The following is a 14959-nucleotide window of genomic DNA, read 5'->3' as shown; positions in this document are numbered from 1 at the left end:
CAAGCCCGAGCATCGCACCACCGCACACCCGTCGAGGAGGACGCATGGCACTGCCGACCGTCGAGGACGTCGCCCGCGCAGCCGGTGTCTCGCGCCAGACCGTCTCGAACGTGCTGAACAGCCCGCAGATCGTGCGCGAGAGCACCCGGGAGCGGGTGGAGAAGGCGATCGGCGACCTCAACTACCGGCCGCACGCCTCCGCCCGGCGCCTCCGCACCCGCAAGTCCGGGACGATCGGCGTCCGGATGGACCGGGTGCTCGACGGCGTCTCCGGCAGCCTGCTCGACCGCTTCCTGCACGCCGTCACCGAGCAGGCCGACGCCCGCGGCATGCGGATCCTGCTCTACACGGCGGCGAGCCCCGAGGAGGAGATCGAGCGGATCGGCAAGCTCCGCGACGGAGCCGACGTCGACGCCTTCGTGCTCACCTCGACCTTCTACGGCGACCGGCGCACAGCCTGGCTGATCGAGCAGGGCGTCCCGTTCGTCACCTTCGGGCGCCCATGGGGGCTCGACGACCAGGGCGACCCCCAGCACCTCTGGGTCGACGTCGACGGCGCCGCGGGCGTCGCGCAGGCCACCGCGCATCTCGCCGACGAGGGCTGCTCGCGGATCGCGTTCTTCGGCTGGCCGGACGGCTCGGCGACCGGCGACGACCGCCGCAGCGGCTGGGAGCGGGTGATGGCGGAGCGCTTCGCCGGCGTGCCGCTGCTCGTCGCGGAGGCCGAGGACGACGTGCAGCGCGCGCGCTCCGCCGCGATCGCCTTCCTCGAGGCGCACCCCGGCGTCGACGGGCTCGTCTGCGTCTCCGACTCCCTCGCCCTCGGCGCCTCGATGGCGGCCGTCGCGGTCGGCCGGCCGAGCCTTGCGATCGTCGGCTTCGACAACACCCCGGTCGCCGGAGCCGTCGGCCTCTCCAGCGTCGAGCAGGACCTCGGCGCCGTCGCGGCCGGCGCCCTCGAGCTCCTCCTCGGCGAGCAGGGCGACGACGTCGTCCACCGCCCCCTCGCCCCCGGGGAGGCGCACCGCCTCATCACGCCGCACCTCGTCGTGCGCACCCCGCTCCACCACTCCGAGAGCTGACGCCGCACACCGGGCGCCGGCTTCCCCCACGACTCCCCATGACTCCCTCCCGAAACCCATGAAAGGTCAGAACATGACGCACAGCACCAGAACGGCACGCTGGGGTGCCGCGGTCCTCGCCGGCGGCCTCGCCCTCTCCCTCGGCGCCTGCTCGAGCGGCGGCGGCGGCGGCGGATCGGACGACTCCGCCGGGCTCACCGTGATGATCGGCTCGTCCGGCGACGCCGAGACCACCGCCGTCACCGACGCCGTGAACTCCTGGGGCGAGGCGAACGACACCGCCGTCGACGTCGTCGCGGCCAGCGACCTCACCCAGCAGCTCGGCCAGGGCTTCTCGGGCGGCAACCCGCCCGACCTCTTCTACATGAGCTGGGACCAGTTCCAGACCTACGCGAGCAACCGCTACCTCGAGCCCTACGCGCAGGACGCGGACGACGCCGACGCCTTCTACCCGGCGCTGCGCGACGCCTTCACCTACGACGACCAGTTCTACTGCGAGCCCAAGGACTTCTCGACGCTCGGCCTCGTGATCAACACCGACCTCTGGGCGGCCGCGGGCCTCACCGACGCCGACATCCCGACCGACTGGGCGTCGCTCCAGTCCGCCGCGCAGAAGCTCACCGCGAACGGCGTGACCGGGCTCTCCTTCGGCCCCGAGTACGCCCGCATCGGCACCTTCATGAACCAGGCCGGCGGCTCGCTGCTCTCCGAGGACGGCACCACCGTCACCGCGGACACCCCCGAGAACGTCGCGGGCCTCACCGAGGTGAAGACCCTGCTGAGCGACGGCGTGCTGAAGTTCCCGGCCGACCTCGACTCCGGCTGGTCCGGCGAGGCGTTCGGCAAGGGCGCGGCCGCGATGGTGATCGAGGGCCCGTGGATCAACGGCGCGCTCGAGGCCGACTACCCGGACGTGAACTACACGATCGCCGAGCTGCCCGCGGGCCCCGGCGGCACGTCGACCTTCACCTTCAGCAACTGCTGGGGCATCCCGGCCGGCAGCACCACCGCCGACCAGGCGGAGTCGCTCGTCGCGTCGCTCACCTCGGACGAGCAGCAGCTCGCCTTCTCGGACGCGTTCGGCGTGATCCCCTCGACCGAGTCGGGCGCCGCGGAGTACGCGAGCAAGTACCCCGAGAACGCCGCCTTCGTGACCGGCAACGACTACGCCGTCAGCCCGGTCGCCTTCGCCGGCGCCGCCACCGTGATCACCGACTTCAACTCGGCCCTCGAGGGCCTGGCGTCGGGCGACCCGGAGGCGATCCTCGCGGACCTGCAGACCAACCTGCAGGACGCGCTCGACACCGCGAACGCGAAGTAGCGCGGGACGACGCCGATGAGCACCGCCACCGCCGCCCGGAGCCGCCGCTCCGGCATCCGCGGGAACGAGGCCCGCTACGGCTGGCTGTTCACCCTCCCCGCGATCCTCGTCGTCGGCGTCTTCCTGGTCGTCCCGATCGCCCTCGCGCTCTGGGTGAGCGTCAGCAACTGGAACGGCCTCGGCTCGCCGCTGGGCCCGACCGCGCAGTTCGTCGGCGCCGACAACTACCGGGCGGTGCTCCTGGACTCCGGGCTGGCGCAGAAGGACTTCGGCACGGCGATCCGCAACAACGTCTACTACGTGCTGCTGGTCGTGCCGCTGCAGACCGCGCTCGCGCTGTTCCTGGCGGTGCAGGTCAACCGCCGGGTGCTGCGCGGGCGCGGCTTCTTCCGCACCGCGTTCTACTTCCCGTCCGTGACCTCGTCGATCGCGATCACGGTGATCTTCCTGTTCCTCTTCAGCGCCTCCGGCGTCGTGAACGCGGTGCTCGGCTGGTTCGGCGCCGACGGCCCGACCTGGATGGCGGATCCGACCGGGGTGCTGCACTCGCTGCTCGGGCTCGTCGGCGTCGACGGCGCGTGGTTCGCGGGCGGCGCTCCGCTGGGGCTGACCTGGTGGGACTGGCTGTCCGGGCCGTCGGTGGCGATGTGCGTGCTGATCACCATGGCGATCTTCACCACCTCGGGCACCTTCATGCTGCTGTTCCTCGCGGCGCTGCAGAACATCGGCGCCGAGATCGACGAGGCGGCGCTGATGGACGGCGCGGGGCCGCTGCGGAAGTTCTTCTCGGTGACGCTGCCGATGCTGAAGCCGACGCTGTTCACCGTGCTCACCCTGGGGCTGATCGGCACCTGGCAGGTGTTCGACCAGATCTACCTGACCGGGGGCGGCGCGCCCGGCAAGACGCTGCTCACCCCGGCGTACCTCGCCTACGAGTCGTCGTTCACGGATCTCCGCTGGGGTCAGGGCGCGGCGATCGCCTTCATCCTGTTCTTCATCATCGTCGTCCTGACGCTGCTGCAGCGCGCGATCCTCCGCGAGAAGGGCGAGCCGAGTGCCCGCCGGACCCGCCGGGCCGCCCGCGCGGACGCCGCGACGACCCTCACGACGGGAGGAGTGCGATGAGCACCCTGGTCGACTCCGAGCCGCGCACCGAGGCGGAGCCGCCGCCCCAGGCACCGCTGCCGCACCGCCGCGTGCAGCTCGGTGCCCGCGGGCGCGCCTCGCTGATCGGCGGCTACCTGCTGCTGATCGGCCTCGCCCTGGTCTACATCTACCCGTTCCTGATCTCGGTGGCGTCGTCGTTCAAGACCGACGCCGACGCGACCTCGAACCCGCTGTCGCTGCTGCCGGCGACCTGGTCGTTCGCCTCCTACGAGCGGCTGTTCACCGACGTGCCGCTGCCGCTCTGGACGCTGAACTCGGTGATCGTCACCGTCTTCGTCACGGTCGGGCGGGTGTTCTTCGACTCGCTCGCGGGCTACGCGCTCTCGCGGCTGCGCTTCCGCGGTCGCGGGCTGCTCTTCGCGCTGTTCATCGGCGTGATGAGCGTGCCGGCGGTGGTGCTGCTGATCCCGCGGTTCCTCATCCTCAAGCAGCTCGGGCTCTACGACAGCTACGCGGGGATGATCGTGCCGCTGATCGTCGACGCGGCGGGCATCTTCATCATGAAGCAGTTCTTCGACTCGATCCCCCTGTCGATCGAGGAGGCCGCCCGGATCGACGGGGCCGGCGTGTTCCGGACGTTCCGCTCGATCGTGGTGCCGATGGCGCGGCCGGCGATCGTGACGCTGTTCATCCTGTCGTTCCAGGGCTCGTGGAACGAGTTCTCGCACTTCGTCGTCTCGCGGCAGTCGCCGGAGCTGAACACGCTGACCACGGGCGTCGCCTCGCTGGTCTCGGGGCAGCTGGGCACGGGCAACCAGTACCCGCTGCAGCTCGCGGCGGCGGTGCTGATGTCGATCCCGGTCGCGGTGCTCTTCTTCGTCTTCCAGCGGCGGATCATGAACACCACGGAGGGCGCGGAGAAGGGCTGACGCCGAGGGCGCGCACGGCGCGCTGTGCTTCCGGGTCTCGATACGCCGCGTGCCGCGGCTCCTCGATCAGCATGCACTTCATGCTGATCTGAGAGAGCGAGCAGCGCGCCCTCCATGCTGATCGAGTAGCGCGCGCAGCGCGCGTATCGAGATCCGGGAACACGGAAGGGGCGCCCCGCCGCAGCGGAGCGCCCCTTCGCCCGTGCTACTTCTTCAGGAACTCGAGGACGACGCGGTTCCACTCCTCGGCGTGGCTGACGTTGACGCCGTGCGGGGCGCCGGCGACGACGTGGAGCTCGGAGCCGGGGATCGCGGCGTGCGTGCGCGCACCGGAGCCCTCGAAGGGGACGGTGCCGTCGCCGTCGCCGTGGATGACGAGCGTCGGGACGGTGACCTTCGGCAGGTCCTCGCGGAAGTCGGTGCCGGCGAACGCGGCCATGCAGGCCAGCGCGGCGTGCTTGGACGACTGCTTCGCGAGCGCGAGCGCGTCCTGGCGCTGCGCCTCGGTGACCTTGAGCTCGCCGTTCACCGAGAAGAACTCGGTGGTGAACTGCTCGTAGAACGAGTCCTCGTCCTTGGTCAGGCCGGCGGTCATCTCCGCGGCGGCCGACTTCTCCAGCGGTCCGTCCGGGTTGTCGTCGGTCTTCATCAGGTACGGCGGCACGGCCGACGCGAAGACGACGCTGTGCAGGCGCTCGGTGCCGTACTTCGAGAAGTAGCGGGCTACCTCGCCGCCGCCCATCGAGAAGCCGACGAGGGTGACGTCCTGCAGGTCGAGCTCGGTGAGAAGCGTGTGCAGGTCCTCGGTGAGGGTGTCGTAGGTGTAGCCGGTGAGCGGCTTGTCGCTGCGGCCGAAGCCGCGGCGGTCGTAGGTGATGACGCGGAAGCCGGCCGCCGCGAACGCGGGGACCTGCTCGCTCCAGGACTCGCCCGACAGGGGCCAGCCGTGGATCAGGACGACGGGGCGACCCGAGCCGCCGGTGTCGTCGACGTGGAGGTCCGTGTCCTTGAAGAGGCCGTGGTGGGCGGTGATCTCTGCCATGAGTCGTGCTCCTTCCGGCGCCGTGGATCGGCGTCAACTGTCTGTTCGAAGGAGTGTGGCGCCGCGGATGGGGAGCGAGCCGTGAGGGGAGGGGCCCTTGACAGCCCCTCCCCGTACTGGCTACGAGAGCGCGTCGACGGCGGCGAGGATCGCCTCGGTCTCGGTGCGCGTCGTGTAGTCGACGTGCACGTCGGCGAAGCGGACCACGCCCTCGGCGTCGAGCACCAGGACGGTCGGGAACGGGATCGCCGGGGTGTCGTCGGCGTTCGAGTCCTTCACCGCGAAGCCGAGCGCCGTGTGCGCCTCGATCGCCGCGTCGCTGGGGGCGGTGACGATGCCGAGCTCGGTGGCGAGCGCGTTGCCCGGATCGGTGACGACGGTGAAGCCGAGCTCGCCGCCCAGCGTGGCGGAGGCGTCGGGCGTCTCCGGGCTGACCGCGACGAAGGCGATGCCGCGGCTCGCCAGCTCGGGGGCGAGGGTCGCGTCGTAGTGGCGCAGCGTGATGTTGCAGTACGGGCACCAGGCGCCGCGGTAGAAGACGAGCACGGCCGGGCCGTCGCCGAGGAGGGAGGAGAGCGCGACGCTCTCGCCGCCCCCGGTGACCACGGTCGCGCTCGGCAGCCGCTCCCCGGCCGCGACGGCTCCGGCGGGGACGCCGTTCTCGACGAGGTCGGCCTGCTCGCTCGCGAAGACCGTGGCGAGCTCGTCGCCGATCGTCTCGTTGAAGCCGGTGGTGAAGTCGGCGGTCTGCGCGCCGATCGTCGCGGTGGTCTGCTCGGTGGGCATCGTCGTCTCCGTCCGGGCGGCCGTGGATCGGACGCTCCGGCGCGATCGTAGGGAAGCGGACTCGGAGCGGACCTGGGCGACGTCACGGTTCGTCATGAAGAGCCTCTCGGCGCAGACGAAGACGCCGCCCCGGATCGCGAGATCGCGACCGGGACGGCGTCCGTGCTCCCGCGCGGGAGCGGGGAGGCGCTGCTGCGGACTACTGGAATCCGCCGCCGCGGTCCTCCGGGTCCTCGACGGGGTCGGAGTCGGGGGCGTCGAGCGCGTAGGTCACGTGGACCGACTCGCCGACCTCCTTGGCCGAGACGGACGTGTAGACGAGGTGCGTCTCCTGGCCGTCGACGGCGGCGTAGACGTCGACCGACTTCTCGTAGCCGCCCTCGGTGCTGACACGGGTCTCGGTCTGGCCGTCGAACGGCCCGCCCTGGAAGAAGGCGAGGTAGCTCTCGCCCTCGGAGAGTTCGCGGATGTCGTTGCTCATGGGACAGGTCTACCACTCGGGATCGAGCGTCCGCCGGGCGGCCCGTGTCCGCGGCTCCCGCCGGGCGGCGAGAACGTAGGATGACGGGGATGACGATCGGACGCCGCCTCTTCCTGTCGGGAGCCGCCTCGGGCGCCGGTCTCCTGGTCCTCGCGGGCTGCACTCCGCCGCGGCCGACCCCCACGCGCTCCGTCACCGAGGCCCCGGTGCCCACGCCCAGCACCACCGCCGTGCCGACGCCGGCCGCGTTCGTCCGCTCCGGCTGGGCCGAGGACCCGTACGCACTCGGCGCCGTCTCCTACCTCGCGGTCGGAGCCACCCCCGAGCACCGCGACGACCTGGCCGGGAACGTGCTCGACCGCCTGTTCTTCGCCGGCGAGGCCACCGACTCCCAGGAGCCGGGCACCCTGCAGGGCGCCTGGAACTCCGGGGTCCGCGCGGCCGGCGAGATCGCCGCGATCGCCGAGGAGGGCGAGCGGATCGCGATCATCGGCGCCGGGCTCGCGGGCGCCGTCGCCGCCCGCCGCCTGCTCGACGCCGGCTACGACGTCGCGCTCGTCGAGGCGCGCGACCGCGTCGGCGGCCGCATCGCCACCAGCACCCCCGACGGCTGGCCGATCGCCGTCGACAGCGGCGCCTGGGCGCTCGCCGGCGCCGGCCCCGCGCTCCGAGAGAGCGTCCTCGACGCCGGGATCACCACCTCCGCCGTCGACCTCGCGACCGTCCTCTCCAGCACCGAGGACGGCGACCGCCCCGACGTCGGCGACACCGCCGCGAAGGCGCTCACCCGCGCGCTCGAGTGGGCGGCGGAGCAGCCCACCGACCTGCCGCTCGCCGATGCCTTCGCCGGCTCCGGCGCTCCCGACCCGGCGGCCGTCGAGCCCGGCAGCGGGGACGGCGACGCCGCCCGCGTCGCCGCGTTCCTCGCGGGCGGCCCGGTGCTGCGCACGGGCGCCGCTCCCGCCGAGCTCTCCGCCTGGTACGGGCTGGGCGACGCCTCGGCCGCCAGCACCGCGGAGGACGTCGCCGACTCCTCCGACGAGGCCGCCGCGGTCCTCACCGACGGCCTGGCGCCCCTCGTCGAGACGCTGCTCACCGACGTCGAGATCTCGCTGCGCGCGGCCGTCAGCGGCATCGGCTACAGCGACACCGGCGCGAGCATCCGGCTCGCGACGGGGGAGTCGTTCACCGCCGACCGCGTCCTCGTCACGGTGCCGATCGGGGTGCTGCAGAGCGACGCGATCGCGTTCGATCCGCCGCTGCCGTTCGCGCACCGCACCGCGATCGCGGCGATCGGCTCCGGGGTCGTCGAGACGCTCTGGCTCCGCTTCGACGAGCCGTTCTGGGACACCGATCCGGCCCTGCCCGCGCGCTGGTCGCTGGTGGGCTCGGCGGCCGGGATCACGGAGTGGCTGAACCTCGAGCCGTCCACCGGTGAGGCGGTGCTCGTCGGGCTCGTCGGCGCCGATCAGGCCCTGTCGCTGCAGTCGCTCAGCGACGACGAGCTGCTCGTGGTCGCGCAGTCGGCGCTCACGCCGTTCGCCGTCGCTGCCGGCTGAGCCGCTCCCGCAGCCGGGCGAGCGGGCCCCGCCACTCCGTCGCGCGCGCCGCACCGAGCGGCCGGACCCGGCTGAGCGCCAGCATGAAGGCGGCGATGCCGGAGATCAGGCCGAGCACGATCACGTCGTAGACCACGAACATCACCGGGCCGTCGACCTGGGCGGGGTCGAGGAAGAAGTAGGGGTACCAGCCGATCAGCGCGCCGCGCACCAGCGTGATCACGCCCCAGACGATCGGGAAGCCGAGCACGGTGAGGGTGCCGCGCCAGGCGACGGGGCGGCGGCCGGGGGCGAGGAGCCAGTCGAGCAGCGCGAGCGTCGGGATGACGAAGTGCAGCAGCGCGCTCGACCACGGGACGTCGACGCGGACGCCGCGGTTGTTCGCCTCCACCGCGATCAGCCCGAAGACGATGCCGGAGACGACCATGTAGGTCAGGACCAGCGCACGCAGGGTGCTGAGCCAGCGCGGCTCGCGCTCGCGGGCGAGGGCGACGATGCCGGAGAGTCCGAGGACGACGACGCCGGCCATGTTCGACTGCGTGGTGAAGTACGCGAAGAAGTTGTCGATCTGGAACAGCCGGAAGCCGAGGGTGTAGAGGAAGTCGCCGACGAGCCCGACGGCCCCCAGCCCCGCGAGCGCGAGACGGAGGATCGCGAACGCCTTCCGCACACCCGCTCCGATCCGTCGCCTCGACCAGCCCGGAGGGCCGGACGTCCGGACGATTCTACGGTCGCGGCGCTCCGAGCTCCCCGGGCGGGGGCCGTGCGGGGGGCGTCCGGGACCGCCGGAGCGAGGTGCGCACGGGATACCGTGCACTATGCCGTTCACGCCGAGCCACGCCGTCGTCGCTCTGGCGTTCACGAACAGCCGCATTCCCGCCGCGGCGGTCGCGATCGGCGCGATGGCCCCGGACATCGGTCTCTACCTGCCGCTGCGCTGGGCACGGGACGCGACGCACTCGATGCTCGGGGTCGTGACGGTCGACCTCGCGGTCGGCGCCGTCGGCCTCGTGCTCTGGCTGGTGCTGCTCCGGCCCGCCTGGCGCGACCTCGCGCCGTGGATCGTCCGGGTGCGCCTGCGACCGCCGCCGGCACCGCCGAGCACCGCGCGGGCGAGGACGGCGGCGATCGTCCTGGCGATCGTCGGGATCGTGATCGGCGCGGCGTCGCACGTGCTCTGGGACGCCTTCACCCACGACGGCGGTCCGTTCGTCGCGGCCCTGCCGTTCCTCCGCGAGGAGCTCGGCCCGTTCGCGGGCTACAAGTGGGCGCAGTACGCCAGCGGGGTGCTCGGCCTCGTGGGCCTCGGGATCGGCGCCCTCGTCTGGTACGTCGCCCGCCGGCCGCATCACGTCGCCGTCGACCACCGAGGCCCCGCGCGGGTCGCGGCGTGGACGGCCGTCCTCGCCGCCGCGGTCGTCCCGGCCGGCGTGGTGCTCTCGGGCTCGGGGCTGGATCCGTTCGAGGAGGCGTACCGCTCCTACGTCGTCGACGCGGCCGTCCTCGTGGTCGTCTGGACGACCGCCGCCCTGCTCGCGGTGGCCGTCCTCTGGCACCTCGCGCTCGGCGTCGCACCACGCCAGGGGGCTGACGCGGATCCGTCGTGAGGAGGATGCGCGGGTGCATAGCCCGCCGATAGCGTCGATGACGGCCCGTTGGGGCGGGCCGCCTTCGGGGGAAGGCACAAGGGGAAATCGAGGGCCCGCGGCGAGTCGCCGCGGGCCCTCTACCTGTCTCCGGCGAGAGGGACACCGCTTCGCGTCCTCGCTGATCGAGCAGCCGACGTCGTCCGGACGCTTGTCTGCGGGCTCGGCGTGCTGGCGGGGGCGGGTCTCGATACGCCCCTGCGGGGCTACTCGACCAGCATGGCTGCGGGGGCGCTCCGCAGCTGCACGGTCTGCCGGAGTCGGCGAACGGACTCGAATCGGGCCCCCGGACGCGAGCGGGGCCCGAATCGGGTCCATTCGAGAGCGCTGAGTCGCGCGAACGGACGCGCGTGGGGCTCTGCGGCCCTGCTGAACCCCGTTCCGCGTCCACTCGCCGCCTCGCGCATCCATGCTGGTCGAGTAGCCCCGCCAGGGGCGTATCGAGACCCGCCGTCGTCAGCCGGGTGGTTCTGCAGACTCAGGTTCTGGTACTGGTGGATCTCGATACGCCCGCTGCGCGGGCTGCTCGATCAGCATGAGGCAGGAGCAGCGGTCGACGGACCGGCCGCGATCCGCGGCTCGCGTCCACCTCGGCGTCGCCGGAGGGCGCCGGGCTAGCGGCGCTTGCCGCCGCCCTTGCCGGCGGGCTTCTTAGGGCGGGTGGCCGCGGCGGTGCGCGAGCCGCTGCGCGGGGCGCCCTCGCCGGCGGCGCCCTTGGGCAGGACGGAGGCGGGCGGGATGGGCCGGCGGGTGACGGGGCGCACGGGCTCGCCGCGGCGGGACTGGCCGGGGATCGGGCGCGAGCGGCGGCCGTAGATCAGCTCGGAGGAGTCGAGCAGCCACGGCACGAGCGCGACGGTGACGCCGTGCACGAGCAGCAGCTTCTGGCGGATGCGGCGCGACTTGTGGTTGTGGAGGAAGCCCTCCCACCAGTGCCCGACGATGTACTGCGGCATGTAGACGGTGATGATCTCGGAGCCGTGCTCGAGGCGGTGCGCCTTGATGTACTTGATCAGCGGGTACGAGATGTCGCGGTACGGCGAGGCGATGCAGCGCAGCGGGACCTCGATGTCCATCCGCGCCCAGTCGGCCTTGAGCTGGGCGGTCTGCGCGTCGTCGATCGACGAGTGCACCGCCTCCAGCGACTCGTGCCGCGCGGCGATGGCGTAGTCGAGGGCCTTCAGGGTCGGCTTGTTCATCCGGCCGACGAGGACGACGGCGTGATCGCCGTTCGCGCCGAAGGTCGTGGTCGGGTCGACCTCGATCTCCTTCTCCACATCGCGGTAGTAGCGGTAGACGCCGGCCATCAGCACGCCGAGGATCGGCATCACCAGGTAGACCAGCCAGGCGCCGTGGGTGAACTTCGTGATCGTGACGACCACGAGGACGGCGAAGGTGAGCGTGGCGCCGAAGAGGTTGATCGCGAGGCTCGTCTTGACGGTGCGCGAGCCCTCGCCGTTCTTGATCATCCGGATCCAGTGCTTCACCATGCCGGACTGCCCGAGGGTGAAGGAGACGAAGACGCCGATGATGTAGAGCTGCACGAGGCTCGTCAGCGAGGCCTGGTAGACGAGCAGGATGATCGCCGCGACGAGCGCCAGGATGATGACGCCGTTGGAGTAGATGAGGCGGTCGCCGCGGGTGTTCAGCGACTTGGGCGCGTAGCCGTCGCGGGCGAGGACCGAGCCGAGCAGCGGGAAGCCGTTGAACGCCGTGTTGGCCGCGAGCAGCAGGACGGCGGCGGTGGCGGCCTGGATCACGAAGAAGAGGATCGTGTTGTTGCCGAAGGTGGCGGCCGCGACCTGCGCGATCACGGAGCGCTGCGGCGTCGTCGCGCAGTCGGTGAAGCCGACGAGGTGGCAGGCGTTCTCGGCGTAGTGCACGTTCGAGAGGAGGGCGAGAGCGGTCAGCCCGACGAAGAGGACGATCGCGATCGTGCCCATCGCGACGAGGGTGCGCTGCGCGTTCTTGACCTTGGGGACGCGGAAGGCGGGCACGCCGTTCGAGATCGCCTCGACACCGGTGAGCGCCGCGCAGCCGCTGGCGAAGGAGCGCAGCAGCAGCAGGACGATCGCGGCCTGGGTGAGCTGCTCGCCCTGCACCGTGTAGCCGGCCGACTCCGCGATCGGGGCGTCGCCGAAGGCCGCGCGGCCGAGGCCGACGACGACCATCACGAAGACGCTCGCGACGAAGAGGTAGGTCGGGACCGCGAAGGCCTTGCTCGACTCCGAGACGCCGCGGAGGTTCACGGCGGCCAGGAGGATCACGAAGAGGATCGCGAGCTCGACCCGGAGCGGGGCCAGCGCGGGGATCGCGGAGATGATGTTGTCGACGCCGGAGGCGACCGAGACCGCGACGGTGAGCACGTAGTCGACCAGGAGGGCCGCGGCGACCGTCAACCCGGCCGTCTCGCCGAGGTTGGTGCGGGCGACCTCGTAGTCGCCGCCGCCCGAGGGGTAGGCCTTGATCAGCTGCCGGTAGCTGAGGACGACGACGACCAGCAGGACGACGACGCAGCCGGCGACCCAGGGCGCGAAGGTGAGGAAGGAGAGGCCGCCGAGCAGCAGGATCATCAGCAGCTCCTGCGGCGCGTAGGCCACGGAGGAGAGCGGGTCGCTCGCGAAGATCGGGAGGGCGAGCCGCTTCTGCAGGAGCTGGCCCTCGAGCTTGTCGCTGGAGAGCGGTTCGCCGATGAAGAAGTGCTTCGCGGTGCGGAGCTCGTTCGCGTCGGCGTCGTCCGCACCGGTGGGGGACGCCTTCGCGCCCGAAGGGGGGCCCTCGTGTGTCACGAGCGACGACACTACTCCGTGGCCGGGGGCAGTCAAGCCGCCCGCGTTCCAGCCGGACGAGCGCTGAACCCGCGCTGTGACCGGGCATTTCCGCAGCTGTCGGGCAAGCGGTTCCAATGAGGTCCCCATCTGTGGGACAGGGGGTCAAATCACCCTCGAACTGGGGCCACCCTCGACGCTGTGAAATCGCCCGAAGTCTGTTGAAGTCGAAGACAGGTCACTCCGATGGGGGGAGCCGACGGGTTCCGCCCGTCGACGCTCGGAGGGGCCTGCACCGTTCCGCCGCCTCCCGGCCTCTGACCCGAGCCCCGCTGCAGCGGCGCGGGCGCTCGCTCGGAGTGCCTGCGTCGACCCGCCCGCACCACGACAGGTCGGCCGAGACGCCGACAGAATCGACGGAACCCGTGTCCACTTCCCGCACCGCCGCGCCGCCGGCCCGCTCGCGCCTCTGGCGCGCAGCCGGCCTGGCCACCACGCTCGCCGTGACCGCCGGCATCGCCCTCGCCGGCTCCGCCCCCGCCCAGGCCGCCACGACCGGCCAGTACCTCGTGTCGGTCGACTCGAGCTCCATCTCGGAGCAGGTCGTCGCCGCGCTCGGCGTCGCCGACGACGTGCAGTTCGAGGGCGGCGTCGCGGGCTTCACCGCCCCGCTCACCGAGCGCCAGAAGGCGGTCCTCGAGGCCGACTCGCGGGTCCTCGGCATCACCCCCGCCGACCAGGTCGTCGACGGCCAGGCGCAGACTGTCCCCTCGCACGTGCTCACCGCGGAGGCCGACAAGGCCCCGGTGCGCGCCGGCGACGGAGTGACGAACTACAACGGTCCGGCCGTCGCGGTCATCGACTCCGGCGTCAGCTCGCACCCCGACTACAACCTCAAGGAGCAGATCAACTGCTTCGGCTCGGGCACCGCCGCAGACGCCAACGGCCACGGCACCGGCGTCTCCGGCTACATGGCCGCGCTCGACAACGGCACCGGCTCGGTCGGCGTCGCCCCCGGCGCTCCGATCTACTCGGTCCGCGCGCTCGACGCGAACAACCGCGGCAACACCGGCACCCTGATGTGCGCCCTCGACTGGGTCTCCGCGAACGCGGCGAAGTACAACATCAAGGTCGTCAACATGTCGCTCGCCACCTACGGCACCGACGACGGCAACTGCGGCCGCTCGAACGGCGACGTGATCCACCAGGCGATCTGCGACCTCGAGGCCAAGGGCATCGTCTCCGTCGGCTCCGCGGGCAACACCTCCGAGGACCTCGCGGGCTGGATCCCCGCCGCCTACGACGAGGTGCTCGCCGTGACCAACATGGCCAACTACGACGGCAAGCCCGGCGGACTCGGCTCGGCGCCCTGCGGCGTCCAGACCAAGGACGACGCGGTCTCGACCAACAGCAACTTCGCCGTCTCGGCTGCCGACCAGAAGCACACCATCGCCGCCCCCGGCATGTGCCCGTACACCACCAAGAAGGGCGGCACCTACGCCTACATCCAGTCGGGCACCAGCATGGCGGCCGCCGGCACCAGCGGCGTCGTCCTCGACTGCATGAGCTCCGGTGGATCCTGCGCGGGCAAGAGCCCGGCGCAGGTCCGCGCCCAGGTCATCGCGCAGGCGAAGGCGGCGACCGAGCGCGGCCGCACCTTCCAGGGCGACCCGACCCGCCCCGTCGCCGGCCGCTACTTCGGCTACGCGGTGAGCACGATCCCCGTCGGCACCGTTCCGACGCCGGACCCGACGCCGACGGCCACGCCGACCGCGACTCCGACGGCGACGCCCACCGCGACTCCGACGGCCACGCCCACGGCGACCCCGACCTCGACTCCGAAGCCGACCGCCACCCCGACGCCGACCGCGACGCCGACCACCCCGCCGGCGACCGACACGCAGAAGCCGACGGTGAGCATCACGTCGCCCTCGACCAACACCACGGTCGTCGGCTCGATCCGCCTGGTGGCCTCGGCCAGCGACAACGTCGGAGTGACGGCCGTCGCGTTCTACGCCGGCGGCACGAAGCTCGGCAACGGCGTCCTGCAGTCGAACGGGACGTGGACGCTGTCCGCCAACTCGAAGTCCTACCCGAACGCCAGCTACCAGGTGACGGCCAAGGCCCAGGACAAGGCCGGCAACGTGACGACCAGCTCGGCGATCACGCTCCGCGTCGCGAACTGAGTTACTGAGAACCGAGAAGAGGGGGGGGGGGGGGGGGGGGGGGGGGGGGGGG

At 72.0% G+C, this 14959-nt stretch carries 12 protein-coding genes; 7 read left to right on the top strand and 5 right to left on the bottom strand.

Annotated features, from left to right (window positions below; genetic code table 11):
• The first annotated feature begins 44 nt into the window (after nucleotides 1-44).
• The 4 genes from MT350_RS14180 (at nucleotide 45) to MT350_RS14165 (ending at nucleotide 4439) form a co-directional block, all read left to right on the top strand.
• Nucleotides 45-1082: a LacI family DNA-binding transcriptional regulator gene (locus MT350_RS14180; RefSeq protein ID WP_243600699.1), complete on the top strand. Its 1038-nt coding sequence runs from the start codon at nucleotides 45-47 to the stop codon at nucleotides 1080-1082.
• A 73-nt stretch (nucleotides 1083-1155) separates the two neighbouring features.
• On the top strand, nucleotides 1156-2403 hold the full coding sequence (locus tag MT350_RS14175) for an extracellular solute-binding protein (RefSeq protein ID WP_243600698.1): 1248 nt from the start codon (nucleotides 1156-1158) through the stop codon (nucleotides 2401-2403).
• Nucleotides 2404-2418: 15 nt separating this feature from the next.
• Nucleotides 2419-3528, top strand: a complete 1110-nt coding sequence (locus tag MT350_RS14170) for a carbohydrate ABC transporter permease (RefSeq protein WP_123732499.1) — start codon at nucleotides 2419-2421, stop codon at nucleotides 3526-3528.
• Entirely contained in the window at nucleotides 3525-4439 is a 915-nt protein-coding gene (locus MT350_RS14165; protein WP_123706320.1) for a carbohydrate ABC transporter permease, read from the top strand. Before MT350_RS14170 ends, MT350_RS14165 begins: the two co-directional genes overlap by 4 nt.
• Before the next feature lie 205 nt (nucleotides 4440-4644).
• On the opposite strand, the gene MT350_RS14160 is transcribed toward MT350_RS14165, so the two are convergent.
• From MT350_RS14160 to MT350_RS14150, 3 genes are all read right to left on the bottom strand, one after another.
• On the bottom strand, nucleotides 4645-5481 hold the full coding sequence (locus MT350_RS14160; protein WP_123448076.1) for an alpha/beta fold hydrolase: 837 nt from the start codon (nucleotides 5479-5481) through the stop codon (nucleotides 4645-4647).
• A gap of 120 nt (nucleotides 5482-5601) precedes the next feature.
• Nucleotides 5602-6267 (bottom strand): peroxiredoxin-like family protein, encoded by a 666-nt coding sequence (locus tag MT350_RS14155; RefSeq protein WP_243600697.1) that lies wholly within the window; start codon nucleotides 6265-6267, stop codon nucleotides 5602-5604.
• Between the two features lie 199 nt (nucleotides 6268-6466).
• Nucleotides 6467-6748, bottom strand: a complete 282-nt coding sequence (locus MT350_RS14150; RefSeq protein WP_123448078.1) for an oligoribonuclease — start codon at nucleotides 6746-6748, stop codon at nucleotides 6467-6469.
• Nucleotides 6749-6837: 89 nt separating this feature from the next.
• Here MT350_RS14150 and MT350_RS14145 point away from each other — a divergent pair, with 89 nt between their 5' ends.
• Entirely contained in the window at nucleotides 6838-8307 is a 1470-nt protein-coding gene (locus MT350_RS14145) for an NAD(P)/FAD-dependent oxidoreductase (RefSeq protein WP_243600696.1), read from the top strand.
• Here the strand turns inward: MT350_RS14145 and MT350_RS14140 are convergent.
• Nucleotides 8279-8977: a Pr6Pr family membrane protein gene (locus MT350_RS14140; protein ID WP_123706324.1), complete on the bottom strand. Its 699-nt coding sequence runs from the start codon at nucleotides 8975-8977 to the stop codon at nucleotides 8279-8281. The two genes, MT350_RS14145 and MT350_RS14140, sit on opposite strands and share 29 nt — an antisense overlap.
• A gap of 148 nt (nucleotides 8978-9125) precedes the next feature.
• On the opposite strand from MT350_RS14140, the gene MT350_RS14135 reads away from it, so the two are divergent.
• A complete protein-coding gene (locus MT350_RS14135) occupies nucleotides 9126-9914 on the top strand; it encodes a DUF4184 family protein (RefSeq protein ID WP_243600695.1) in 789 nt (262 codons plus the stop codon).
• Between the two features lie 653 nt (nucleotides 9915-10567).
• Here MT350_RS14135 and MT350_RS14130 read toward each other — a convergent pair.
• Nucleotides 10568-12646: an APC family permease gene (locus MT350_RS14130; RefSeq protein ID WP_243582199.1), complete on the bottom strand. Its 2079-nt coding sequence runs from the start codon at nucleotides 12644-12646 to the stop codon at nucleotides 10568-10570.
• A gap of 500 nt (nucleotides 12647-13146) precedes the next feature.
• Between MT350_RS14130 and MT350_RS20505 the strand changes: the two genes are divergently transcribed.
• Nucleotides 13147-14907 (top strand): Ig-like domain-containing protein, encoded by a 1761-nt coding sequence (locus MT350_RS20505; protein ID WP_243616169.1) that lies wholly within the window; start codon nucleotides 13147-13149, stop codon nucleotides 14905-14907.
• The last annotated feature ends 52 nt before the right edge of the window (nucleotides 14908-14959 follow it).

Origin of the sequence: Rathayibacter sp. VKM Ac-2928, from assembly GCF_022815545.1 — a bacterium.
Taxonomy (GTDB): domain Bacteria; phylum Actinomycetota; class Actinomycetes; order Actinomycetales; family Microbacteriaceae; genus Rathayibacter; species Rathayibacter festucae.
The sequence above is the reverse complement of the archived record's forward strand: the minus strand, read 5'-3'. Positions and strand labels throughout refer to the sequence as shown.

Bases quoted from the DNA above. Each gene is read 5' to 3' on its own strand.
- MT350_RS14180 (WP_243600699.1), top strand. From the start codon at position 45: ATGGCACTGCCGACCGTCGAGGACGTCGCCCGCGCAGCCGGTGTCTCG.
- MT350_RS14175 (WP_243600698.1), top strand. From the start codon at position 1,156: ATGACGCACAGCACCAGAACGGCACGCTGGGGTGCCGCGGTCCTCGCC.
- MT350_RS14170 (WP_123732499.1), top strand. From the start codon at position 2,419: ATGAGCACCGCCACCGCCGCCCGGAGCCGCCGCTCCGGCATCCGCGGG.
- MT350_RS14165 (WP_123706320.1), top strand. From the start codon at position 3,525: ATGAGCACCCTGGTCGACTCCGAGCCGCGCACCGAGGCGGAGCCGCCG.
- MT350_RS14160 (WP_123448076.1), bottom strand. From the start codon at position 5,481: ATGGCAGAGATCACCGCCCACCACGGCCTCTTCAAGGACACGGACCTC.
- MT350_RS14155 (WP_243600697.1), bottom strand. From the start codon at position 6,267: ATGCCCACCGAGCAGACCACCGCGACGATCGGCGCGCAGACCGCCGAC.
- MT350_RS14150 (WP_123448078.1), bottom strand. From the start codon at position 6,748: ATGAGCAACGACATCCGCGAACTCTCCGAGGGCGAGAGCTACCTCGCC.
- MT350_RS14145 (WP_243600696.1), top strand. From the start codon at position 6,838: ATGACGATCGGACGCCGCCTCTTCCTGTCGGGAGCCGCCTCGGGCGCC.
- MT350_RS14135 (WP_243600695.1), top strand. From the start codon at position 9,126: ATGCCGTTCACGCCGAGCCACGCCGTCGTCGCTCTGGCGTTCACGAAC.